Raw genomic sequence first — 24,305 nt, 5'->3', positions numbered from 1 at the left:
TTGAGATATAACGAGGAGGAATTATTGTGAAATTATCCAAAAGAGTACTACCAGCGGTAGCGTTGACTCTAGCTGTATCGGCTTCTACTCTCTGGTCAGCCGGACAAGCAAGTGCGGTTCAAGCCGTAAGTGTGGAGAAAAAACAAGTCAAGAACATCATCTTCCTCATTGGGGATGGTATGGGAACCTCTTATACTTCCGCCTACCGTTATATGAAGGATGATCCTTCGACGAAAGGCATGGACAAAACTGTATTTGACCCTTATCTGGTAGGGGCACAAATGACCTATCCGGATGATGACAAGCAAAATGTGACGGATTCCGCTTCCGCAGCAACGGCTATGTCGGCAGGCGTAAAAACCTATAATGCGGCCATTGCTGTAGATCCTGAACAGAAAGAAGTCAAAACCGTACTGGAACAGGCAAAAGAAAACGGGAAATCTACGGGGCTCGTGGCTACATCGGAGATTACTCATGCCACACCAGCTGCATTCGGTGCCCATGACATTAGCCGGAAAAACATGGATGCCATTGCGGATGATTACTATGATGAGTTGATTAATGGCAAGCATAAGGTTGATGTGCTCCTAGGAGGAGGAAAATCCAATTTTGTACGCGAGGGCCGTGACCTGACCAAGGAGTTCCAGAAGGCTGGCTTCAGCTATGTGACGGATCGCTCCGCTCTACTTGCCGATAAGAATCAACAAGTACTTGGACTGTTCGCGGATGGAGGCTTGGACAAGCTGATTGATCGAACTGACGCAACTCCATCATTGGCCGAGATGACCAATACAGCTATTGATCGCCTTAGCTCTAACGACAAAGGTTTCTTCCTTATGGTTGAAGGCAGCCAGATCGACTGGGCAGGACATGATAATGATATCGTTGGCGCGATGAGTGAGATGGAAGATTTTGCAGCAGCATTTCAGGCAGCCATTGATTTCGCCAAAAAAGACGGTGAAACGCTTGTCGTAGCTACTGCAGACCACTCCACAGGAGGACTTACGCTAGGAAAAGATGGAGAATACAACTTCTTCGTAGATCCGATCAAAGCTGCACTGCGTACGCCAGACTTCATGGCAGCGCAAATTGCGAAAGGTGCTTCGGTTGAAGAAACTTTGAAAAGTTATCTGAAACTGGAGTTAAAGGCTGAAGAGATTCAATCGGTGAAAGAAGCAGCCCAAAGTGTGGATGTAACGAAGATTGATAATGCTATTGAAGCGATTATTGATAACCGTTCGTTTACGGGCTGGACAACAGGTGGACATACAGGAGAAGATGTTCCAGTCTATGCCTACGGTCCTGCAAGTCATCGATTCTCCGGGTTGATCGACAATACAGATAACGCAAAGATCATATTCGATATTCTTAGAAAGCATCAGTAATCCAATATTCAGGAAAAGCCCTTCTCTTCGAATGAAAGAAGAGAAGGGCTTTTTTTATTCAAATCTCACTTCTCCTTCTCTTAAATAATAAAATGGCAAGAAGAAAGGCTATACTCACAGCAGCAAAACCCAGCCAATTCAAGTAAAAGACAGATGTACGACTGATGACAAACCCGCCTAATCCAGATCCCAGTGCAAAACCAAACTGGATGAACGAAGTATTGACGCTAAGGGCAATATCCGGATTGCGAGGTGCTAAAGTGACCAGATACAGTTGCTGAGCCGGGGAAATACTCCACGTTGCTAACATGAAAATCATTAAAACTAGCAGTAAAACCAATAGATTCACACCGGCTAGAGCGAACAAAAGAAGAGTCACCCCTTGTAACAGAAGACCTATACAAATTGTAAATTTCGATCCCTTTGCATCTGCCAATTGTCCGCCCACTTTTGATCCAACAAAACTGCAAATCCCAGCCAGAAACAGAATACCGCTTATTTCCGTCATGGAAAGTGAGGACGTGGCTTGTAAGAAGGGCGTAATATAAGTGAACAGTGTAGAATAGCCGCCGATATACAATAAAGTAATAAGCAAGGCAGTCAGAATGGTTGGATTTTTCAAAATGGCGAGCTGCATTCTGAGAGTCATCTTTTCTTCCTCTTTGATTGCCGGAACCTTGTTGTAGATGATAAGTAATGGAATAATACTTAACAACCCGATCAAAACAAATAGTACTCTCCACCCAAACATCTCACTAAAGAATGTGCCCATGGGAACGCCGAGTACTAGCGAACTGCTAAGCCCCATTAAAATGATACCAATGGCATTGCCTCTCTTCTCTTCTTCAACCAGTCGCGTCGATACTGCCATAGCTATAACGGTGGCGATTCCTCCGCTTGCCCCTTGAATCATTCGCACCCATAGTAATGTTTCATAAGAAAGGTCTACAAGCATAAGTCCGTTGCTGGCAATAAACACGCTGAGGGCGGCTATCAGTAACTTCTTGCGATCCATATTTATGGTAAATGTAATTAGAATAGGAGCAACGATCGCCGCTGCCAAAGCGAATACAGTCACCAGCATACCAACTTCAGAAGTAGATACGCTCAAGTCTTCGGCGATCATTTCAATGACTCCCGTAATAATGTATTCTATTGTTCCGATCAGAAAAACAGCCAATGCCAGGACATAAATGATCCATTTATTTCTCAATTCACTCCACTCCGCTTTCTTCAGTTATCTATTTCGTATTGGGATTTGTATTTCTATAAATTGTGCCTCTTGTTCTTCAGATAAGGGGAAATATAGCTCCCTGCCAGACGCGGTTTCCTTGATCTGATAGTTATTCTTCTCAATCCATCTCGCTAGATGAACACAAGCTGCACAATCAAAATTAGCATTCGAAAGAAAAGCCATTGTAGCCATCATGGGCTCAGGAGGAAGAAATCGCAGCTGCAATGGATCTGGGGGTGATCGCAGCTCACAGGTTAAGAAATAACCAATTTCGAACTCAAACTCATCCTCTTTTCCGTCGATTTCTTTCCATAAAACAACCTGAGGACCTTGAATCAATTGGCGAATTTCCTTTGTTACGAACGGATCAAACTGATGTAACAAATTTGGAATGTCCTCTTCTCTCCCGCATGCGCTCTGGAAAAGAAACGGCTGAGCATCTTCTGCTTTGATTCTGATCTCTTGCCCTGTTTCGACTTGCCCCTCTACTTCTATAAGCTGTATACGCTCCTCAATCCTGATCAGTTTGGCTTGTTCTGCGTCAATGATTCGCTGGATTTCGCTTCTTTTCAGCCTAAACATGCCTTGAATATTCTCCACTGTAATTTCTTCCTGGATCAACTGTGTAATCTGGGGCAATGTGAAGCCTAATTCCTTATAGATCAAGATTCGGTTAAGCTCAAGAAGCTGATCTGCGGAATAGTAACGATAGCCGGTATCACGATCTACCTTACTCGGCTTGAGTATACCGATCTGGTCATAATAACGCAGTGTTTTTAAGGAAATCCTACTAAGCCTGGAAAACGCACTGATTTTGAACAACATATCATCTCCAATCTATTAACATAATGCGAGTATACAGTCTCCCGTGCAGGGGAAAGTCAAGGGTGTGAATGTCTCTTCTTTTCATAGCTGAAATCGAGTGCCTGTCTTGTCATCACTCTATGTTGATGTCATCGGCAAGTCAAAGAACCGTTTTTGAATAAAACGTTCATTTTTTTTGAAGTATAAGGTTCTTGATTCGGGGAAAGATCTTGTACGGATGCAACAAAAAAAGCCGCTAAATTAGCGACTTTCAGCGGGATCATATTTCGTTACTTAAAGCCATCCCTTCAAGCAATTCGATTAATTATTCAGCTTTCCTGCCAGTTAGCTCAATAGCTTGGAATGTAGTCCATCTCCCATTAACATACCTCCAAATGAACAGCCCTCCTTTTATCAACCAATCACAATAGATAGCTATCCATGTTGCAAACATCCCCATATCAAATAGGTACACCAAGACATAAGCGAACATAATTCTGCAACAAAACATAGTAATCATACTCACTACCATGGGGTACTTTGCATCTCCAGCAGCGCGAAATACCGATGGAAGTGCATTTCCGAAAGGCCAAATCAATATCATGACAATCGCATGGCTCCACACAATCTCCGTAGTCCATTGCGTTGCTTCTGCTGAAAAATGATAAATGCTCAATATACTCGGAAACAAGGCTAAACTAACCAAGGAACTCACAATCTGTGCCACAAACATGATACCAAGTATCTTTTTCGTATAGTATCTAGCCTGTGTGAAATCTCCAGCTCCTACACATCTGGAAATGACTATGGACATACCTAAACCGATTGCCATTCCAGGTAAAGCTTGCAATGAAGTAATCGTACTGCCAACCGAATTTGCAGCTATAGCAGCTGTTCGCAACCAACACTAAGCAGGCAGCTTATGGATCTTGAAGAAGAACTGGGTGCTAGGTTGTTTATACGAGGAAAAAGGCAGATTACACTAACAGATAAAGGTCTCTTGTATCAGCAACGGGTAAAAGAGATCGTGTCCCTTTTAGACAAGACAGAAAGAGATCTGGCAGAGCAGGAAGATTTGATTGGTGGAGTAGTTTCTATTGGATGTGTGGAGTCCATTGTATCCGGAGCGTTGGCAGAAATCGTAGAGAAATTCTCCAACCGGCATCCTAGAGTACAATATGAACTGTATAGTGCTGATGGAGATGATATTAGAGAAAAGCTTGACCGAGGAAATATCGATATTGGCATATTATTGGAACCCATTGAAACTGCCAAATATGACTATGTTCGATTACCCTATCCGGAAAAGTGGGGTATTCTAATGAGACGAGATGATCCTCTTGCTCAGAAATCATCCATTGGGATTCAAGAAATACTTTCTTTACCCTTAATTCCACCCCGTCGGACAATTGTGCAGAATGAGATTGCAAGTTGGCTTGATGTGGAGAATGATCGTCTTACTATTTTCGCATCCCATAATTTATTGACTAATGCGATGCAGTTGGTAGAACGGAAACTGGGGTATGCCATATGTGTAAGCGGATCATATACAATTCGGGAAAGTAATAGCACATGTTTTGTTCCCTTTGAACCTGAACGAATAACAAACCATGTACTCGCTTGGAAAAAGAATAGGATATTTAGCTCAGCTACCGCTCACTTTATTCAATTTATAAAGGATATCTATGACTCATAAAAGGATTGCGCTGTACCTGGAGTATGGTTATTCTTCAATAAAACAGGGACACGTTGTTAAACGTGTCCTCAGGATAACAAAAGATTAAATTCTCAATGAGACAGTTGTTTTTTAGGGTTGTACATATAAATTCTTAGAAGGATAAATACCAAGCTCAATATCAAAAATAGCAGTCCACCTACTACAATGTACCGAACCCCCATTCCTGATATAAACAACCCTCCGACAGTTGTTCCAATGGTTACGCCCAGATTACCAGATGTTAGAAATAATCCATTCGCGAATTCAGGGGCTTCCGGAGCTGCTGACGTAATCCAATATTGACTAATATTGCTTGCGATTGCATACAGTACTCCCCATATAACAACAATAATGAACATAGGGACAGTGAATTGGCCCATGAAGAACAGGAAGATGTAGACTACTCCAAATACAAATGGATAGATCATTACGGACTTAATTGCATTTCTGGAAAGCAATCTTCCTCCTAATACGTTACCAATCAAACTAGCTGCACCAAATATAACTAACATTAGACTGAGGCCTTTACCAGAGATATGAGTAATGGTTGCGAGATATTCAGCAAAGTAACTATACACTCCAGCCGTTGCTGCATTTACAAATATAACGGCAACAATAGATTGCCAAGTTATTGCTTTCTTCAATACACGTAGTTGAGATCCGTAGGAAAGCCTTTCTCTGACAGGCATGGATGGAACAAATAGCAATACACCAATGAATGCTACAGCATTCACGATAGCAAAAAATGTCATAGCAGCATCAATTGAAGCGATACTGGCAATAAAAGTTGTGATGGGTACACCTAGCACAATACCAGCAGATACACCCATGATAACTTTTGACACTGCTTTAGGAATCTCTTTCTCACTAACCGAACTAGCTGCTGCTGTCAGAGCGATCGAGATATAGACGGGATGTAAAAATGCTGGGATAACACGAGCAATTATTGCGAATGTAAAGTTTGTTGCAAATATAGAGAAAATGTTACCGATCACGAACACACCGAGTACAAGTAGCATTACCCCTCTGCGATTAAAACGCGAAAACACTAAAGGCAGAATGGGACCCGATATTGCAACTGCAAGTGCAAACAGACTTACTAACAATCCCGCTTGAGACACGCTAACATTGAACTGTTCAGCAATTTGAGGCAATATCCCAATAACGCCCATTTCAGTATTTAAGATTCCGAAGACACCCAAAGTTAATATAAATATAAATAAATTATTTCGTTTAGACATGATTGTTACCCCCACCGTTGTTCAATATTCTCTTTCTCATGCTGTACTCCGCCCAAGATGATATTCAAATGATTGAAACCAAACTCTCCTCCTTTTGACGTAATCACCTATTTTAATTTAAATTCACATTGAGGGTTTAATACTCGTTCGTGTATTATTATATATAAATAAAATGTATCAACAACCACAAAACATCAGGATTCGTGCATTAATACACAACATGACTTAAATTGTGAATTATTTTCAAGAAAGTTAGGTGGATGTACATGCTTAAAGTGGACAGAAGAAGTTTGAAATCTCAAGAAGCTATCAAAAAAGCAGTGATAGAACTCATGTCTGAGAAAAGTTTTGATGACATTACAATTCAGGATATTGCTGATCAAGCAAATGTTAATCGTAGAACGATCTATCTGCATTACTTGGATAAGTATGATTTACTGGATAAGCTTATTGAAGAGCATATTGAGGAATTAAAGAGATTGTGTGAATTGGAAACTGAAGTGGATTCATTAGAGGGCGATGCAACATGGTTTTTATATTTTGAACAACATTATTCATTCTTTTCAGCGATGTTAGCTAGTAAAGGAGCTCCTTTTTTCCGTAGCCGGTTCCTCGATTTTGTCACAGACGATATTAAGAATGGTTGGGATATGTCCGAGGGAAAAAGACAAGGAATAGATGAAGAGCTTCTTATTCAATTTATCTCACCAGCTTATGTAGGAATTGTAGAATGGTGGTTCATTAATGACATGCCCCATTCACCTCAAGTTATGGGGAAACAAGTGGGAATGTTGTTGGAAAATAACCTCTCCTAAACGAAATGATTCATTCCCAACTACAGTCTGATTTCTTCCAACGCAAAAAAAGGCAACCGAATCATTCCTGTTCGGTTGCCTTTGATTTAGATATAAAACCTTATATACCTTTACTTCTCCGATGGGAGTGGTGTAAAGAGCAGATTGACCGGCAGGTTACTTCCTGGGGCGGCAGAGAAAAGAATCGTTACACTCTCTCCAAATGATCCTGTGCGGTAAAGAACGCTTTGTTCACTTGAATTGGTAACTGCAACGTTGCCTTCGGCAATCGCTACCAACTGATTGTTCACCAGAGCTACTCCGGAGTACTTCCCTCCACGAGGGTTAAATGAGATTAGCGTACGCGGAGCGACATTGGTCAGCGTGATTTTGTACAATACACCGAAATTGCCCGCATTGGATGCGTCTGTGTAAGCCATAGGATCTGTTCCAACCAGATTGGGATCGCTTGAATTATCGCCAAGTGGCAGACGCGCTGGTTTGGTTCCCACTTGCTGATCGTACGTTATGACGCGAGTCGCATTCGGGTACGTTCCTCGGTTGTGCACTCCGTCACGATCAAGCACAGGTAGTAATGGTAGAGCCTCAAACGGATCTTTATTTTCCTCGACCAGGATAACGTTATAGTCCAGGGAATAATCACTATAAGCGTCCGAATAGAGGGAGATCACTTGTCCTTCTTTCATCGGCGTTTTATTAAGTTCGGTCAAGATCAGTTTGCTTTCTCCAGGTTGAAGGTATTCTTTCTTTTGATCAGCTCCGGTCTGGATCGACTTGAACCATTTATCAATAGACAATTTCCCAGCCACGGTAGCATACGGTGTAGGTCCTGCAAAGCCCATATTTTGTTGTTCGAATACGGCCGGATTAGGATTGTTATTGGTTGCAATCACATACATTTTTACTCTTTTGCCTGTATTATTTACATGGTGAATCATGAAACGGGTCTGCCCCAAAGATGATTCTTTATATACGATACCTTCCGTATTCACGGTTTCCGGACTGTTGCTGCGGATCAGCAAACTTGGCTCATCCAGGTACGTATAAGGCACTTTTTCCATTGTAGTCACTTCGCCGCCGTTAAAGGTAAATTTCTGTCCTACCGGCGTGAAGAGTAAATTGAAATCGGTGAATGAATATAAGGTCTCATTCGTTATGGTGATGACTTTGGAGTATGTGTTCGTAGCGCCGTGATTGTCAGTAACCGTAAGTGTCACCGTTTTTGGACCCGGTTCAAAGAAAGCAAGTGAATTGTTCTCCCAAACGGCTTTAACAATATTATCTTCATCATCTGTGCTTTGGTCTGTGTATGTTATTTTTTCGCCCATTTTGTATTCTTCTTTATCCGTGGCGAACATGGCTACAGGAGGAAGATTAGGAGTCAAAACTTCAATCGTAATGGAATAGGGATCGCTCCATTGACCATTGGAATCCTGAACCTCATATGAAATTGTATATGTACCTGCTTGATCAAATGATTCCTGACGACCTGTCCAGCGCTCGTCAACGATATCCAGCGCATTTGGAGAACTGGAAGAAGTCACATAGTCCACTTTATCGCCCGCAAAGATTTCTTTTTGGGAAATGGTAAAGCTTGCAACAGGTTTCGTATTTAGATTCAGCACAACCGTCTTAGCTGGCTGATTGACTTTATAGGTGATGTTCAGAGCTTGAGTAATGGAAGTTAAAGGCACCATGAACGTATTCTTTTGCTGATAAGCAGGGCCTTTCATCGTTCTGATCTCTCCATTTACAGTATAGTCCTTACTGTTGGTCTTGAATCGGAGTTCATCGTCACCACTAATAATGATAGTTTCCTTGGTTTGGTTATCGTATTTAACCCCGTATCCCACGCGGTCAACCAGCGCACGGATTGCAACATAGGATACACCGTTTCTTACAGCCATTGGTTGGCCAGCAAGATACGTTTTTCCATCCTGTTCCATTTTGTTGCTATTCATGTAAAGCGTGAGATTTCCGCCTGAACCTACTGGAGACTTCCCATCAACGGATGGTTGCTCTACTTGAGCAGGCGTAGCTGGCGTTTCAACCTCCTCCGTACTTCCTTCCTGGGTTGTAGAATCCGCGGGTTTCTCTAACTCAGGTTTCGTTTCATCAGAGGTCGGAGTATCGATAGGTGCGTTAGTGCTCTCCGTCTTCACTTCACGCTCTGCAATCGGTTGCACTTCCTTTATCACCTCAACCGATTCTACGTTGGCTGTGTTTACGGACGCTGCGTCACTTTGCGGCGCTGACTGCGCACTCACGGAACCGACTGCAAATGCTTGGAAAACGGCTAAAGCGGTAAAAATGGACAATTTCTTCTTCATATTCATGCTTTGTCTTTGGCTCCTTCTGCTCTCTAGTAATTTGTATCCCCTCAAAAAGTCATAATATTAGACGCTAGATTTAGGAAAAAGTTTCTAATTTGATTGTGAATTATGGATGTATTGCAGCTATTAAATGGTTTTCACTTATTAATAGATTAATGTTTATACAATTTTCTTAAAAAAGAGACCGTTGCCTACGTACGTAACACGCGTAAGAGAAAAGAATCGTTACGCTCTCACCAGATGACCCTTTGTAGCACAATACCATCTGTTCACAAGAAGCTACTCCTGAGTACTTACCTCCAAGAGGGTAAAATACTAGTCTTGACTCTCTTCTTTGTATAGAGTTTATGCTTAGTATATTCTTGATTGGAAGGAATGATATAAATGAGTGAAAAGAACGATAAACGAACGCTACGTCTGATTATGCCGCAGTGGCAAGGAGGTAACAATCCTGCTTATCACTTCGGCGCACAATTACTTGCATGGCTCGCTCCAGTGACCCAACAAGAGACAGTTGAAGTTCCCATTATGGTTACGGAATCGCTTGACCAAGTGAAAGAAGATGGCATTATCGCCAAGCAACAGCTGCTCGCCCAGACAAAACATGCCTCTGAAATTATCCATGAGCGTCAACCGGATCGTCTTGTAGTACTTGGTGGAGATTGCAGTGTCGAACTTGCTCCTTTTGCATATCTGGCCGAAAAATACGAGAATGACTTTGCCATTTTGTGGATCGATGCACACCCTGACATTACAACACCGGATGTATTTCCGCATTATCATGCGATGGTGTTGGCAACATTGCTGGGTGAGGGGGATCTGGATTTTGCTGCGTTGGTTCCGAGTAAGGTAAATCCCAATCGCATTGTTTTTGCGGGTATCAACGATGAGAGTGAAAAAGATCGATCTGTTTATCAAAAATTCGGTTTTCCGAATGTCCCTGCTGCGGAATTCGGTACCTCTAGCCATTCGGTACTGTCATTACTGAAGAAAATGGGTGTTTCCCGAGTAGCCATTCATTTTGACCTGGACGTTCTGGATATTCACCAACTTCGCTCTACTTACTTTGCTCAGCCTGGAGAATATGAGAAACACATGGACACAATGCCGAAAGGTGCTTCCATAGAATCCGTAACACGTCTGATCCAAGAGGTTTCTTCTGAATTTGATGTTGTTGGACTTGGAATTACAGAGCATTTGCCTTGGGATTCAATTGCGCTTTCTTCTATGTTGAATAAGTTACCATTGCTGAACGACTAGTTAATTGAGCATAAAGAAAGGAACTGGATTTCATCAGCTCCTTTCTTTATGCTCTTATTGATCTATTCGGATTTGCAATTCGGAAATAAAGTCCTCGTCTTTGGCAACAGCATAATTATTTGGAAGTGACACCTCGTACACATCGTTTAGCATCGGTAATCCCATTTCCATATAAGCCTCCTTTAGTTTGGAGAAGTAACCATAGTATGCCTCAATAGACCACTTGAAGGTAATGCATAGATATCTCCCTTCTGGGATGGATGTCAAGGCAACATCAGTGTGCATGGAAGAAATGGCCTCTTTGTGTACATTAGTGTACAAAGCGCTATATTGGATATCTGCAGTTTGTTTATAATCTTGAAGCGGATAGATGCAGCCATACAAATTATCAATAATCATCCCTTCGACTTCCAGGATATTGGCGAGATTACGGAATAACATATCCGGGTTATCGAGAGGGGTGACCTGGTTGGTTAATTGCAATTTCAATACCTTTCGCTCTGCTATCCTCCGCTGGTAAGGAACTCCCTTTGTCTGTCTCCCCAGTAAAAGTTGTTCTTTTAATTGACCTTTACGTTGATTCAAAATGCGATGAGAATCCTGGAGTTGCATGATCTTTTCCTCCACAATACTCCCCTGTTTGTCCAAAAACAGATAAATCTCTTCAGGTGCCAATTCGATGACCTGCTTAATTTGGTCAAGCGGCGTACCAATAAACTTCAAATACTTGATGATATCCAGATAAAAAATTTGTCTTACACTATAGTAACGATAGTTGTTATCTTTATTTACATATTCAGGCTTGAATATATCTAACTTATCGTAATGACGAAGTGTCTGAATGGTGACGTTGTTTAATTTAGCCATTTCTCCAATGGATAAGTATGTATTCATAGGGTCACTCCCGTGTAATGTTTCATATCACATAGCGCTTACATTCGACAAATTACTCTTGACTGTATTGTAACAATAGACTTTATTATACCATCATGAACAACTGAATTGTAGTTCACAATCAATAAAGGGGGGGATTCATATGCATTCCATTGTTTTCATATTTAAGCGACACGCTGAACTCACACTGGAGGAATTTTATCATCACTATGAGCATGTACATGGTCCGATTGCTCGACAACTGCCGGGGCTAGTTGAATATCGACAGCATCCTGTAAGAGAAGCTGGATCAGGTGATGGAGATTATGCGGATAAACTTCAGGGTTATGATGCCATTTCCACCTACACATTTGAAAGCGCCGAAGCAGCGGCAGTAGCCTGGACTTCCGAGACAGGAAAAATTCTGGATGACGATACTTTGAGAATGTTGGATGTATCGACGATGATAACGATGCCTGTAACGATCAGAACGGTGTTTACTCAATCGTAAGAATAGATTTCAGAGGAGCGGAACCTTATGGCAAATGAGAGCAGCAGTAAGAAATATGACAAAGTAGCATCGAATATTGTTCGCTTGGTCGGTGGTGAGTCTAATATTGAAAGTCTGGTACACTGTGCGACACGTTTGAGATTCGTTCTAAACGATACAAGCAAAGCGGATAAGCCTTCATTGGAGCAAGTGAAAGAAGTTTTAACAGTTGTAGAGAGTGGTGGGCAATATCAAGTTGTAATTGGAAATCAGGTCCCCGAAGTTTACAGCGCTATTATGGAGCAACTTAATGTGAATTCTCCCCAAGAAAAGCAGTCTAATACGAAAAAGAGAAGCATTACTTCGCGAATCTTCGAAATCATTTCAGGCAGCTTTTCTCCCCTTCTTCCAGCTTTGGCCGGCTCAGGTATGATTAAAGCATTATTGAGTATCTTGATCACACTTAGTTGGATTACTGCGGAGTCACACACGTACCTGATCCTTGCTGCTGCAAGTAATGCGGTGTTTTATTTCCTCCCCATTCTACTAGGGATTACGTTAGCTACCAAACTTGGCTCTAATCCATACCTAGGCGGGGTCATCGGTGCTGCATTAATGGAACCTAATTTTACAGGTATCCTAACTTCCGGTGTGGAACGAACAACATTCCTCGGCATACCAGTCATCGTTGCTGACTATGCATCTACCGTGTTCCCCGTCTTTATTGCAGTTTCAATCTTTACGGTATTGGAAAGACATCTGAAAAGAATTATTCCGAAAAGTGTTCAGTTATTCCTCGTTCCCATGTTGTCACTTATTATTGTTGTACCATTAACAGTTATTGCATTTGGTCCATTTGGTGTTTACGTAAGCCAGGGCATCGCCAGTGGTATAGCGTTTCTGGTGGAAAACAGTGGTATTGTTGCCGGTCTAGTTATTGGAGGACTTGTTCCGTTTCTCGTCGTTCTGGGCGTACACTGGGGGTTGGTACCCATTATTTTGTTGAACCTGAGCGAGCTTGGAGCAGATCCTATCATCGGCATGTGGTTGGCAGCGACATTCGCACAAACGGGTATCGCATTAGGTGTTTTCCTGAAAACTAAGGATTCCTCGCTGAAAGCAGCGGCAGGTTCCTCAACTATGACTGCATTACTCGCAGGAGTTACAGAACCGATTCTATATGGTATCGTTCTCCGTTATAAAAGGTTAATTCCGCTAATGATTTTGGCGGGTGCCACCGGTGGGGTCCTCCTTGCTGTATTTAAAGTCAATGCGACCTCCTTTGTTCTCCAGAGTGTTTTTTCCTTCGGTGCTTTTACTCCAATCGGGTACGCTATTTTTGGCGCATTCGTGTCCTTGATCGTGGCAACGGTGCTTGTACTGATTTTTGGAATTGGAGAAAATACCGCCACAAATGCGTCCCACAAGAGAAATACAACCGAGGAGATTCAGGACTCCACCAGTTCAAGTGTAACCCAAGAAATGATTAGTACCCCAATTAACGGAACAATTAAAGCTCTAAAAGACGTGAATGATGCTGCGTTCTCAATAGAGGCTATGGGTAAAGGCATTGCAATCGTACCGACTGAAGGTAAGGTTTTCGCTCCTTTTAATGGTAAAATCGTCACCACATTCCCGTCTAAGCACGCGATTGGACTGTTGTCACATAATGGTGCCGAGTTGCTTATACACGTTGGCCTGAACACGGTCAAATTAAAAGGAGAGCATTTCATTCTTCACATTAAGGAAGGTGATGAGATCTCAACGGGTCAGTTGCTGATGGAGTTCGACATAGTTGAAATACAGAAAGCTGGATTTGATCTGACAACTCCCGTCGTTGTTACTAATACCGAGATCTATAAGTCAGTTTTGCCAACAGAGGATATCCAAACCAGCCATCCGAATCCAGTCATTACGCTTGTACCTTAGTCAGTCGCTATTCATTTAAAACAGCAGAGCATCACTTATAAGTGATACTCCATAGAAAGGAAGATTTTTGTGAAAAAATTCCCTAAAAACTTTTTGTGGGGCGGCGCGGTAGCCGCCAATCAAGTCGAAGGTGCTTACATGGAAGGAGGCAAAGGCCTGTCTGTTGCAGACGTATTGCCAAACGGGATTTGGGGGCCGATTATCTCTCCTCCTCAAGGCGAGTATTTGAAACATCAAGCGGTGGATTTTTATCATCATTTCCAATCCGATTTGGCTCTTTTTGCAGAGATGGGATTCAGTTGTTTACGTGTTTCCATCGCTTGGACTAGAATATTCCCCCGCGGTGATGAAGAGATACCGAATGAAGCTGGTCTTGCCTTTTATGACAAAATGTTTGATGAAATGATTAAACTGAATATCGTCCCCCTTGTTACCATTTCCCACTATGAAATGCCTATGCATCTCGTTGACACATATGGTGGATGGACCAATCGCAAAACAATAGACTTCTATGAACGCTTTGCTAGAGTAGTATTTGAACGTTATCAAGATAAAGTTGCTCACTGGATTACATTTAATGAGATCAACATTGCCCTCCATGCCCCGTTCATCTCTGTCGGCATTCGTCATGATCAGGGAGAGATATCTCCACAGGTTCTGTATCAGGCAATTCACCATCAGTTTGTAGCGAGTGCGATGGCGGTTAAAATCGGTCACGAGATCAACCCGGAATCCAAAATTGGATGTATGATCGCAGGAGTGGCCCTGTATCCGTTAACTCCTCATCCGTCCGATGTGCTTAAGACCCTTGAACAGGAACGTGAAACGCTATTCTTTGCTGATGTTCAAGCTAGAGGATGCTATCCTGGTTATATCAAACGATATTTCAAGGAAAATGACATCCAGATTCATATGGAACCAGGTGATGAGGAAATGCTCCGCCATACAGTTGATTTCATTTCTTTCAGCTATTATATGAGCGGCTGCGCCACGGCGAACGAAGAATTAAATATTCAGGCTAAGGGAAATATTTTAAGTACAGTCAAGAATCCATACCTGTCGAGCTCGGAATGGGGCTGGCAGATCGACCCGGAAGGTCTGCGTTATACGCTTAACACATACTATGACCGTTATCAAAAACCACTTTTCATCGTAGAGAACGGTTTGGGAGCGAATGACGTTATTAATGAACATGGAGAGATTGAGGACGATTATCGTATTGACTATCTTAATGCTCATCTTTGTCAAGTCAGGGAAGCCATGGAGGACGGGGTTGAAGTCATGGGTTATACCAGCTGGGGCCCTATTGACCTGGTTAGTCAATCCAGTGGTGAGATTAGAAAGAGATATGGATTTATTTATGTTGACCGTCACGATGATCTAAGTGGAAGCTTTAAACGTATTAAAAAGAAAAGTTTTCATTGGTATAAACAAGTCATCGAATCTAAAGGTATTAATTTGATCGTATAACCTGTTCAAGGTTAAAAAAGGAACGCAGTTCTTTATCCCCAGTTTGGGATAACAACTGCGTTCCCTACTAAAAAAACAATAGCCCCGTTCCATTTGCTTGTGTTCAAATACTCATTCTTTATTTAATAACGCCAATACGACCGACTTTCCGCGTTCTCCTTCTCATCAATTCCTTACAACAGGAATCCACATTTCACCATATACTAAGCCGTTTCTCTCTCCCATCTCAACCGTTGTGTTTGGACCACCAACATAGGCATAATCTTTTTCTACGGGGAGGGCTTGACCAAAGGCAATGCCAGTAAGCATGTTACTGAGCGCATCTGCCGTTTCAGCTTCGCCCTTCACAACCAAGTATTCTCCCTTAGGAAATTGGATCACTCTCGTTGCTTCTGGCAGAGATTCTTCTGTCATGACACCGGCATAATGCATCATCTTGTTATTCACTGCTTCGTTTACGGCAAAAATGTAGTCGTTTGTTGCCAGAGACTTTAATTTGTCCAGGCTTCCATCCTCTTTCACTGTGGACCAAAAATCCGCCTTCTCCTTGCTGATGCCAGCATAGTCTGTATAGTCGCTCTTAAGATCCGTTCCAATACCTAATACGATAAAGCTGTCTTTTTCTTCGAAATGATAATTACTCATGGTTTACACCGTCCTCTTTAGTTTATCAATTGATTTGTCTTTTCACTTGATGGGTTTATAATAACCTTAAATCATGTCAAAAGTTGATACTGTTTAGGGGGCCCCATGAAAAAAGTTGAACGCATTAATATCATCACGCGGTATATCAATAACCGTGCCCACTTTACCATTTCTGAAATCATGCGAGAATTTAGCATTTCTCGTTCAACGGCTATTCGAGATATCAGAGAAATTGAAGCCATGGGAATGCCACTTGTCGCTGAAGTAGGAAGAGATGGCGGTTATTTTGTCATGAACAACTCCCTCCTGCCCACGGTCCGCTTTACCGATAATGAAATCAAAGCGCTATTTATTGCCTTTATGGCAACAAGAAATCAACAACTTCCTTATCTGAAGAGTCGTCAATCTTTGGCTGAAAAATTATTGGGCCTTATCTCCGAAAATCAGCAAGATGATCTGGTGCATTTGAATCAAATATTGCTTTTTGAAGGGACCAATCCCCATAATCCAGACTTGCTTGACCTGTCAGACCTGCCCCACCCTACTTTGGAAAAACTCATCCAAATTCTTCTTACAGAGAGTTATTTGTTAGTTACAGTCCAAGAAGAGAAGGAAACAAAGTCGTATCCCATTGTTCTCTTGCACCTTCATCATCAAAAAGGCCATTGGATCATTGAAGGTTTTGACTTAGAGGAGGAAAAGAGACGAATCGTATCTGTCGACAACCTCATTCATGTAGAAGTATACCCGACGAAAAAAAGGTTAAGCCCTAAGAAGATTATAGAGCAACTAAGTACACAGGAAGAAGTTATCAACCTAGTCCTGGAACTTGGTCCAAAGGCGATCGCCGAATTCAAAAAATACCATCCTTTAAAGCTCACAATTGCCTATACGAATCCGTACCAAACTACAGCCCTCTTAAAGGCATATATGAATGTTCATAACTCAGAAGAATTAACCGAAATGACCAATTGGTTGCTGTTTCTAGGTGAAGATATCAAGGTCAAGGAGATCCCGGAAGAAGTCCTGAATGCTGTAAAAGAGAGATTAAACTTATTCTGCCCTTAAACCAAAAAAAGCCGCTATGTTAGCGACTTGTAATGGGGCCATATTCATGTCTCACGCCAATGCTTGGCGAGCTGTTCCTTCTATTTAAAAGTCAGCATTAGATTGGGCATGATTAGGTGTATGCTGCGTGACGTTTTTAACGAGTAGGAAATAAGTAACAATCGCAATGATACTGGTCATTAATAAAGTGAGTCCTAACGGGACGGCAGTGTCCTCACCCGCGATACCGACCAGAGGAGCAACCAGTGCACCCAGAAGAAAAGGAACGACTCCGAGCAGTGCTGCTGCACTTCCGGCCATCTTAGCTTGACTCTCCATGGCAAGTGGGAATGCCGCTGTAGACGTAATCCCGATCGAGCAGACGAAGAAGAACAATGGAATGACCAAAGCGAAAAGTGGACCATGAACCAGAGTTACCACCAAAGCAGCAACACTTGCAATTATAGCAAGCCATAGCCCAGATAATAGCAGGGTCTGCTCAGGGATACGTTTGGCCAATCGCCCCACGATTTGAGATCCGATGATCAAGCTGATTCCGTTCGAAGCAAACAGAATAGCAAAAACAGTGGGTGTGACGCCATATATATTTTGGTAAATAAATGGTGTTCCGGCCACATAAGCAAAGACCCCTGCCGTCATAATTCCCTGTGCCAGCATGTAGCCTACAAACTTACGGTCACGCAGAAGCATTCTGTAATTACCCAATTGTTGTTTGAAGTCTGGAACCATACGTTTTTCTACGGGGTGTGTTTCTTTTAAGCTCCACTTTGTCATGATTAATAAGAAAATCCCCAAGAATGAAAGGCAGATAAACACGCCAATCCATGTCGTGAATGAAAGAACCCCACTTCCTGCAATCGGTGCTGCCAAAGGGCCCAAATTCCCTACAAGCAAAAGCAAAGAGAAAAATTTAGTGAGTTCATGTCCACTGTACAGATCTCTAGCTATCGCACGGGAAATGACAATTCCAGCTGAAGCCGCAAATCCTTGCGTGAAACGAAACAAAATCAATAGTCCGATATTCGGAGCAAAAGCACATGCCAAGGAACAAATAATATAGGCTGCCATGCAGATTAACAATGGTCTACGTCTACCGTACGCGTCACTCAAAGGACCCATTACGAGTTGTCCTACACCGAGTCCTAATAAACAGGCAGTAAGACTAAATTGTACAAGTGATGCCGTTGTATTCATATTTTGTGCAATCTCCGGAAAAGCCGGTAAATACATATCAATCGTAAATGGACCTAATGTAGAAAATAAACCAAGGAGTATTGCCAATCCAAAAACACTCCAATTTGTACTCTTCGTCATGTTAAATAAATCTCCAATTCTTTATATAATTTTCAAGGCTATTCGAAGTATAAGACATAGAGTTGACTGTAGGTCAAGTCTTGAGACTATTAAAACAAAAAAAGCCGCTAAAATAGCGACTTTCATTGGTACTATAGTTGAGGCATTTTTTCGAGTGAAAATTCTGTTATTTCCACTCTGTAATTTGGCTGATCGGAAGACGAACAGGCGGGCGCGCATCTGAAGCTGCCTTGCCGATTGAAATGAGCAGTATTGGAACATATCGCTCTGGATCTAATCCCAATACTGCTGCAATCTTCTCTTTGTTAAAGCCTGACATTGGATTTGTCGCATAACCATGAGCATGTGCCGTAAGCATAAACTGCATAGAGACAAGTCCGCCATCCAGCAACACAGACTCTCTTTTCTTATCCATCGAAAATTGATTATACATGGGTACAACCATAGCAAGCATCTTATCTTTAATTTCCTGCGTTATATAGCCAAGATCAGCGGTTTCCTTGTAAATGTCTTCTGCACTGTCGACAAAATTCAGGTCACCAAAGACGGCGATAACTGCTGACGAAGTATTAATTTGTGAAAAGTTAAAAGGCGCAATTTCGAGCAGGTCTTCCTTACCTTTGTCACTGTCAATAACGACAAATCGCCAAGGCTGTAAATTGAATGCTGATGGAGCCAAAGCAGCATCTTCGAGCATTTCAGTGATTTCTTCCCGACTAATTTTATAATTCGGATCGTATTTCTTTATCGTACGACGGCCATGCAAAACCTCACTAAAATCTTTTGTTATTGAATTCATTCTCGTCTTCCTTCTTCCTATAGTCTGTTGAACGATGCAATTCATTGCTTATTAACAGCAAGTAGCTGATCAATGATCCCGTTCAAAGCATTTTTTCTCTCCAGATAATCTTGTTCATTCCAGGTAAACACACCACGATCAAGCCAAAATGCAGCACCTACCAAAAGAAACTCCGCTTTAAGCTCGGGTTGTTGAGCAAGAAATTCTCCCTCTTCTGCCCCCTGCTGAACGATTTTTTTGATGTAAGGAATCAATGCATTAATTTCGATCACAATCCATTTTTGATGCAAGGTACTGTTACTTTCCTTATGAAGATATTCAAATACATCTTCATCCTGTTCGTTAGGGGTTGCATCCATAAAAATACGAATAAGTTTTTCTCTCGCTTTGAGATCACGATTTTCAACTAAATGATGTATGGCTTCCAAACGAGATGATAATGTTCGTTCACAAGCAGCATGAAGTACATCTTCTTTAGATTGAAAATAATTGTAGAAAGTTCCTTGTGAAACACCAACTTTTCTTACGATTTCACTGACAGATGTATTTTCGTAGCCCTTCGAGTTGAATAATTCCATAGCCACAGTCAGTATTTCATTTTTTCGTTCCTGGGGATTCTTGCTTACTCGTGTCATTGTCAGATCTCCTTTGTCACTCCTTTATATTAGTTTAAATGTACAACTTGACTAACTGTCAGTCAATGTTATAAGCTCAATATACAATATGACTGACAGTCAGTCAATATAATTTGGAGGTGTTTTATGAACAAACGACGATTGCTCTTTATCTTGGGGATTTCTGCCGCTATTGTATCTCTTGCTCAAAGCCTGTATATTCCTTTGCTACCTGATCTGCAACAAGATCTAAATACGTCATTACATTTAGTTAATCTAACGGTTACTTTATTCACTGTGGCCATGGCAACCATGCAGATCATACTTGGCCCCATTGTTGATCGTAATGGACGTAAGAAAATCCTAGTCCCGGGTATAATTATTTATGTAATTGCTACTATAGGATGCATGTTTTCAGGTTCAATAGAAATGTTACTCATTTTTCGAGTCATTCAAGGAATAGGCGCATCATCTGTTCCATTAGTAGCTGCTACAATGATCGGAGATGTTTTTGAGGGTAAAGAGCGTGCCGAAAGTATGGCTACATATCAGATGATTCTTGGAATTTCACCAGCTATTGGTCCGCTCATCGGTGGTATTATCGGTAGTCAATTCGGTTACACGGGTACGTTTGGTTTTGCAGCAGTCAGTGCTCTTCTCATCCTGATAGCAGCCATATTTATGTTACCTGAGACAAAACCAGTCAACATAAAACCAGCGGGAACAAGACTAGGTTTAAAAGCATTTGGGAAAATTCTGGGGAACAAAACCGGCGTTGTAGTTCTTTTGAGCGGTTTCATCATGTATGATGTCTTTTACACATTCATTGTATTTCTACCTACAATATTACAAACGAAGTATGCTTTAGGCGCTGCAAGCATTGGATTTTTCTCCCTCGCCCTCATGATATTCAATCTTGTTGGAAGTAAAATGAGTGGAAGTTTACAAACCCGTATAGGCTCAGTACGAACACTCTTCTGGGCCGGTATAATGACCATTTTGAGTCTTGTGATTTTTATTTTTGCTGCAGATTACTCTCTAATTGGATTGCTTCTCTCTCTGATGCTTACTGGATTCGTGATGGGACTTGCAACACCAGTGATGCCAACCCTCTTGTCCTCAGAGTTTGTTGAAGAGCGTGCTACGGCAATGGGTGTCTATAACTTTGTTCGTTATCTTGGTATGGCTACTGCTCCACTAATTGGAAGTTTTTTGTATCCTTTAGGCAATATCCAACTTTTAATCGGGATAACAGCTCTTCTGGTTGTAATGGTCGTATTCGCAACAAATCGTTTACTACCAATTAAAAAGTCAGAGGTGACAAACTAGACTCACTGATCATGGATCACAGACATCATATATTTCGTATAACTTGGTTGAAAGTTCACAGAAGATTAATCAACGTTAAAAAATAGACGACCCTGGATTAACAGGATCGTCTATTTTCAATGCCTAAATGAAGCTGGCTGCTATATCAAAATTCATAAAGTTCTACTCCTGAACCCATACGATTCATAATCATTTCGGCAGCTCGCTTGTAACCGCCTGCCTGGCGTAAAGATTCACCGATGAGGTAAGCCTGCCGTTTATATTGCGAATTGTGTAGTACTTCTATTAGTGCCTCCCTCAAATGAGTTTCACTGAGGTTATGTTTATTTAAAGTAATCCCTGCGCCCAACTCCTGTACCCGATTGGCGACAAGAGGCTGATCCGATGTTAATGGAATCATTACCATCGGAACGTTGTAATATAAAGCCTCACTCGTGCTGTTCATTCCAGCATGTGTAATAAAAACATCGGTATGCTGCAGCATGTCCAACTGGGCAATGTATGGCTTGACGATAAAGTTAGGAGGAATTTGTTCCGCCAGCGGCTCCATGTCCGTGTATTTTCCCGAAGATAAAACAACATTAACGGGTAGATCTCCTAATGCTTCAAAGCAAAGCTGATAGAAATCCAAGTTTTTATTTAAGATCGTACCCATCGCAATGTACACGGTTTGTGGGTACTGTTCACGAAGCAGCTCGAACGAGAAGGCAGGAGCATCTTGACGTGTTATGATCGAAGGACCCGTGAAAATAAAACGATCATCCAGCTTGTCTGCCTGTGGCTGAAAATAACGGCTGGTGTACACGAGCTTTAACTGACCTGCATGGGCCGGAATCTCTTCCATGGCTGGAATACTCACTTGAAACTCTTCGGCTAACTCCATTGTTATCTTCATCGTAGCCTCATAAAGCTCCTTTGTCTCCGTCTCATTCAGACCTGAGTTAGATCCCAGAGGCTCCACAAAAGCAAAGGACGCAATCGAGCACACCGCAGGAATTCCCAGTTTTTCTGCAAGAATAGTCCCTCCCCATCCCATCAGGGAATCAAAGATCATATAATCGAACTTTTGATCCTCTACCACCTGCAGCACATTGGGGATGATCCTCCGGATAATACTTACCATCATATAGGTGAACTGATAAGAATGCTTATACTCCTGGGGTTTCAACACCGGATCATGAGAGAAGGCATCTTGTGGAAACGGATAGGTAAGTATCTGGGCACCGGTTTGTTCAATTCGGGAACGGTACTCCTCCGTGCACACATAGATGACTTCCTCACCATTGTCTATCAATTGAGTAACTAATCCTAACGATGGATTCACATGTCCTTCAGCCGGAGTAATGACTACTAATACACGTGCCATCTTATCCACCTCCCAATGCAATTAGTCCCCCCGTTCTTCATGATGTATTTAACGACGCGGTCGTCATCCGTTACATGGAGATGTTATCCTTCACTTGGCTGATTGGATGATGTTCTTGATGAACGAGTTGGGTAATTCGTAGTGATGCTAAGAAACTTAACAAGACCCATAGTAATTGCAGTGTTAACACGATCAAGACACCTGTCGATATGCCCCACTGTAACGTTTCGGACAAGGCAATCAGAGCGCCACCAACGCCAATGCTTACTCCCATATAGAAGGAATCCACAAATTGTAGATTCGCGGACATTTCTCCCTCTTTCCTGGGCAAGGCATGTTGTAAAGCAATGGCTGCCGTTGTAGGGTTGGCCAATCCAACACCAAACCCTGTAATCATTTGTGAGAGAAGGATGAGTATAATCCCGCCGTCCGTCAAAATAAGAGCCAGGATCACAAGTACAGTTCCAACGATCATAATCCCAATGCCCGTTATGACCCTGCCCTTTCGGGCATGACCTTGATCTCGTGCATCAAGCTTGGCTTGCAACCACGCTGCGGCGGACCAGCTCAGAGAACCTGCTGCTACAATGAGGCCAGCAAGGTCAGCTGATAACCCCTTCACTTCGGTTAGCGCCAAGATCACAAAACTCTCCGTTGTAAAATAACAAGCAACATATAGGCCTCTCGAAACCAGAGTAGCAGGCAATCCTTTTTTTACCGAAAAAGTGCCCACAGGCAGCAATTTACGCATTGGTGTGATCATGATGACTAATCCAGCCAAAGTGAGTACTATACCTTTCCAATCGGTTATCATACCAAGTCCTGTGAGTAACAGTCCAGTTCCAACGGCAAGCAGAATCGCATACATAATCTTTGAGTCGGTTGCTCGTGGCGGACCTGACAGATCTTGCTGAAGCTGCAAATTACGGAAAGAACGGAATGTGAGACTCAACGCTATTCCAATCAAGGGTAAAACGATCCAGAAAACATATCGCCACGAGATGTAGGAAGCTATAAGGCCTGCTGCATAAGGTCCGATTAAGGTAGGCAGGACAAATGCCAGGGAGAATGCGGCCAGGATTTGAGTACGAAGTGTATCTGGATAATGTAATGTCACACAGGTATAAACGCATGTGATCAGGGCCCCCGCTCCAAAACCTTGAAGGGCTCTTCCCGCAATAAGCATGTGCATATCGAAAGAAATAGCGGAGACCACAGTTCCTAATACAAAAACACTAAAAGATATCAGCATGGATGTAAAAACGCCGCGCTTGTCAATCTGCTGACCCATAACCAAGGTTCCAATAAGCTGAGATAACAAAAATGCGCTGAAGATCCAACCGTATAAATGAATACCCTCTAAACTTTGTGCCATTTTCGCGGCAATCGTTGTGATAGCCAGTCCTTCGAAAGCTACGGTTGCCAGAACCAGCATAATACCAATTGTAGTTGCCCTGTATTGAGCATCAAAAATCCCAATTTGATTATTGTTTGTCTCCCACACCTCCGTAATTTGATGGTTATTATGGTAAATTAAACCTTTTAACTCCATGAATATACATTAAGCTCTCTACTTTGTAAAGTTGAATGTTTAAAAAGTGGAATCGTGCTCTAGAAAA

20 protein-coding genes are annotated in these 24,305 nt (G+C 42.1%); 9 read left to right on the top strand and 11 right to left on the bottom strand.

What is annotated here, in order from left to right:
* The first annotated feature begins 23 nt into the window (after positions 1-23).
* Positions 24-1,385: an alkaline phosphatase gene (locus MHI06_RS15745; RefSeq protein WP_340402129.1), complete on the top strand. Its 1,362-nt coding sequence runs from the start codon at positions 24-26 to the stop codon at positions 1,383-1,385.
* 58 nt (positions 1,386-1,443) lie between these two features.
* Here MHI06_RS15745 and MHI06_RS15740 read toward each other — a convergent pair whose 3' ends face one another.
* The gene (locus MHI06_RS15740; protein ID WP_340398345.1) at positions 1,444-2,598 is read right to left on the bottom strand and encodes an MFS transporter; all 1,155 of its coding nucleotides are present in this window, start codon (positions 2,596-2,598) and stop codon (positions 1,444-1,446) included.
* Positions 2,599-2,622: 24 nt separating this feature from the next.
* Positions 2,623-3,441 carry a helix-turn-helix domain-containing protein gene (locus MHI06_RS15735; RefSeq protein WP_340402128.1) on the bottom strand — a complete coding sequence of 273 codons (819 nt, stop codon included), beginning with the start codon at positions 3,439-3,441 and terminating at the stop codon, positions 2,623-2,625.
* Between the two features lie 904 nt (positions 3,442-4,345).
* Between MHI06_RS15735 and MHI06_RS15730 the strand changes: the two genes are divergently transcribed.
* Positions 4,346-5,119, top strand: a complete 774-nt coding sequence (locus MHI06_RS15730) for a LysR family transcriptional regulator (protein WP_340398344.1) — start codon at positions 4,346-4,348, stop codon at positions 5,117-5,119.
* Between the two features lie 92 nt (positions 5,120-5,211).
* Here MHI06_RS15730 and MHI06_RS15725 read toward each other — a convergent pair whose 3' ends face one another.
* Positions 5,212-6,381 carry an MFS transporter gene (locus tag MHI06_RS15725; protein WP_169479262.1) on the bottom strand — a complete coding sequence of 390 codons (1,170 nt, stop codon included), beginning with the start codon at positions 6,379-6,381 and terminating at the stop codon, positions 5,212-5,214.
* A gap of 266 nt (positions 6,382-6,647) precedes the next feature.
* Here MHI06_RS15725 and MHI06_RS15720 point away from each other — a divergent pair, with 266 nt between their 5' ends.
* Positions 6,648-7,196: a TetR/AcrR family transcriptional regulator gene (locus MHI06_RS15720; RefSeq protein ID WP_340398343.1), complete on the top strand. Its 549-nt coding sequence runs from the start codon at positions 6,648-6,650 to the stop codon at positions 7,194-7,196.
* A 110-nt stretch (positions 7,197-7,306) separates the two neighbouring features.
* Here the strand turns inward: MHI06_RS15720 and MHI06_RS15715 are convergent, their stop codons facing one another.
* Complete coding sequence (locus tag MHI06_RS15715; RefSeq protein WP_340398342.1) at positions 7,307-9,532, bottom strand: stalk domain-containing protein; 2,226 nt, start codon at positions 9,530-9,532, stop codon at positions 7,307-7,309.
* A gap of 381 nt (positions 9,533-9,913) precedes the next feature.
* On the opposite strand from MHI06_RS15715, the gene MHI06_RS15710 reads away from it, so the two are divergent.
* Entirely contained in the window at positions 9,914-10,789 is an 876-nt protein-coding gene (locus MHI06_RS15710) for an arginase family protein (RefSeq protein ID WP_169479265.1), read from the top strand.
* Positions 10,790-10,843: 54 nt separating this feature from the next.
* On the opposite strand, the gene MHI06_RS15705 is transcribed toward MHI06_RS15710, so the two are convergent.
* Positions 10,844-11,683, bottom strand: a complete 840-nt coding sequence (locus MHI06_RS15705) for a MerR family transcriptional regulator (protein ID WP_169479266.1) — start codon at positions 11,681-11,683, stop codon at positions 10,844-10,846.
* Between the two features lie 142 nt (positions 11,684-11,825).
* Here MHI06_RS15705 and MHI06_RS15700 point away from each other — a divergent pair, with 142 nt between their 5' ends.
* The 3 genes from MHI06_RS15700 (at position 11,826) to ascB (ending at position 15,551) form a co-directional block, all read left to right on the top strand.
* A complete protein-coding gene (locus MHI06_RS15700; protein WP_169479267.1) occupies positions 11,826-12,173 on the top strand; it encodes an EthD domain-containing protein in 348 nt (115 codons plus the stop codon).
* A gap of 27 nt (positions 12,174-12,200) precedes the next feature.
* The gene (locus MHI06_RS15695) at positions 12,201-14,081 is read left to right on the top strand and encodes a beta-glucoside-specific PTS transporter subunit IIABC (RefSeq protein WP_169479268.1); all 1,881 of its coding nucleotides are present in this window, start codon (positions 12,201-12,203) and stop codon (positions 14,079-14,081) included.
* A gap of 69 nt (positions 14,082-14,150) precedes the next feature.
* Positions 14,151-15,551, top strand: coding sequence for a 6-phospho-beta-glucosidase (ascB, locus tag MHI06_RS15690; RefSeq protein WP_169479269.1), 1,401 nt, complete (start codon positions 14,151-14,153; stop codon positions 15,549-15,551).
* A gap of 165 nt (positions 15,552-15,716) precedes the next feature.
* Here ascB and MHI06_RS15685 read toward each other — a convergent pair whose 3' ends face one another.
* A complete protein-coding gene (locus tag MHI06_RS15685; RefSeq protein ID WP_340398341.1) occupies positions 15,717-16,196 on the bottom strand; it encodes a GyrI-like domain-containing protein in 480 nt (159 codons plus the stop codon).
* A gap of 105 nt (positions 16,197-16,301) precedes the next feature.
* On the opposite strand from MHI06_RS15685, the gene MHI06_RS15680 reads away from it, so the two are divergent.
* Positions 16,302-17,264 (top strand): HTH domain-containing protein, encoded by a 963-nt coding sequence (locus tag MHI06_RS15680; RefSeq protein WP_340398340.1) that lies wholly within the window; start codon positions 16,302-16,304, stop codon positions 17,262-17,264.
* Between the two features lie 84 nt (positions 17,265-17,348).
* Here MHI06_RS15680 and MHI06_RS15675 read toward each other — a convergent pair whose 3' ends face one another.
* The 3 genes from MHI06_RS15675 to MHI06_RS15665 all read right to left on the bottom strand — a co-directional run bounded on the left by MHI06_RS15675 (position 17,349) and on the right by MHI06_RS15665 (position 20,012).
* Positions 17,349-18,578, bottom strand: a complete 1,230-nt coding sequence (locus MHI06_RS15675) for a multidrug effflux MFS transporter (RefSeq protein ID WP_076333944.1) — start codon at positions 18,576-18,578, stop codon at positions 17,349-17,351.
* 166 nt (positions 18,579-18,744) lie between these two features.
* Positions 18,745-19,377 carry a nitroreductase family protein gene (locus tag MHI06_RS15670; RefSeq protein ID WP_340398339.1) on the bottom strand — a complete coding sequence of 211 codons (633 nt, stop codon included), beginning with the start codon at positions 19,375-19,377 and terminating at the stop codon, positions 18,745-18,747.
* 41 nt (positions 19,378-19,418) lie between these two features.
* Positions 19,419-20,012 (bottom strand): TetR/AcrR family transcriptional regulator, encoded by a 594-nt coding sequence (locus MHI06_RS15665; protein WP_340398338.1) that lies wholly within the window; start codon positions 20,010-20,012, stop codon positions 19,419-19,421.
* A gap of 126 nt (positions 20,013-20,138) precedes the next feature.
* On the opposite strand from MHI06_RS15665, the gene MHI06_RS15660 reads away from it, so the two are divergent.
* Positions 20,139-21,320, top strand: coding sequence for an MFS transporter (locus MHI06_RS15660; protein ID WP_169479275.1), 1,182 nt, complete (start codon positions 20,139-20,141; stop codon positions 21,318-21,320).
* A gap of 145 nt (positions 21,321-21,465) precedes the next feature.
* Here the strand turns inward: MHI06_RS15660 and MHI06_RS15655 are convergent, their stop codons facing one another.
* Both MHI06_RS15655 and MHI06_RS15650 read right to left on the bottom strand, forming a co-directional pair.
* Positions 21,466-22,686: a macrolide family glycosyltransferase gene (locus MHI06_RS15655; protein ID WP_340398337.1), complete on the bottom strand. Its 1,221-nt coding sequence runs from the start codon at positions 22,684-22,686 to the stop codon at positions 21,466-21,468.
* Positions 22,687-22,756: 70 nt separating this feature from the next.
* The gene (locus MHI06_RS15650; protein WP_340402127.1) at positions 22,757-24,121 is read right to left on the bottom strand and encodes an MFS transporter; all 1,365 of its coding nucleotides are present in this window, start codon (positions 24,119-24,121) and stop codon (positions 22,757-22,759) included.
* Between the last annotated feature and the right edge of the window lie 184 nt (positions 24,122-24,305).

This window comes from Paenibacillus sp. FSL H8-0079 (genome assembly GCF_037991315.1).
Lineage (GTDB): Bacteria > Bacillota > Bacilli > Paenibacillales > Paenibacillaceae > Paenibacillus.
Note: the sequence above shows the minus strand (reverse complement) of the source record. Positions and strands in the feature narration are given on the sequence as shown.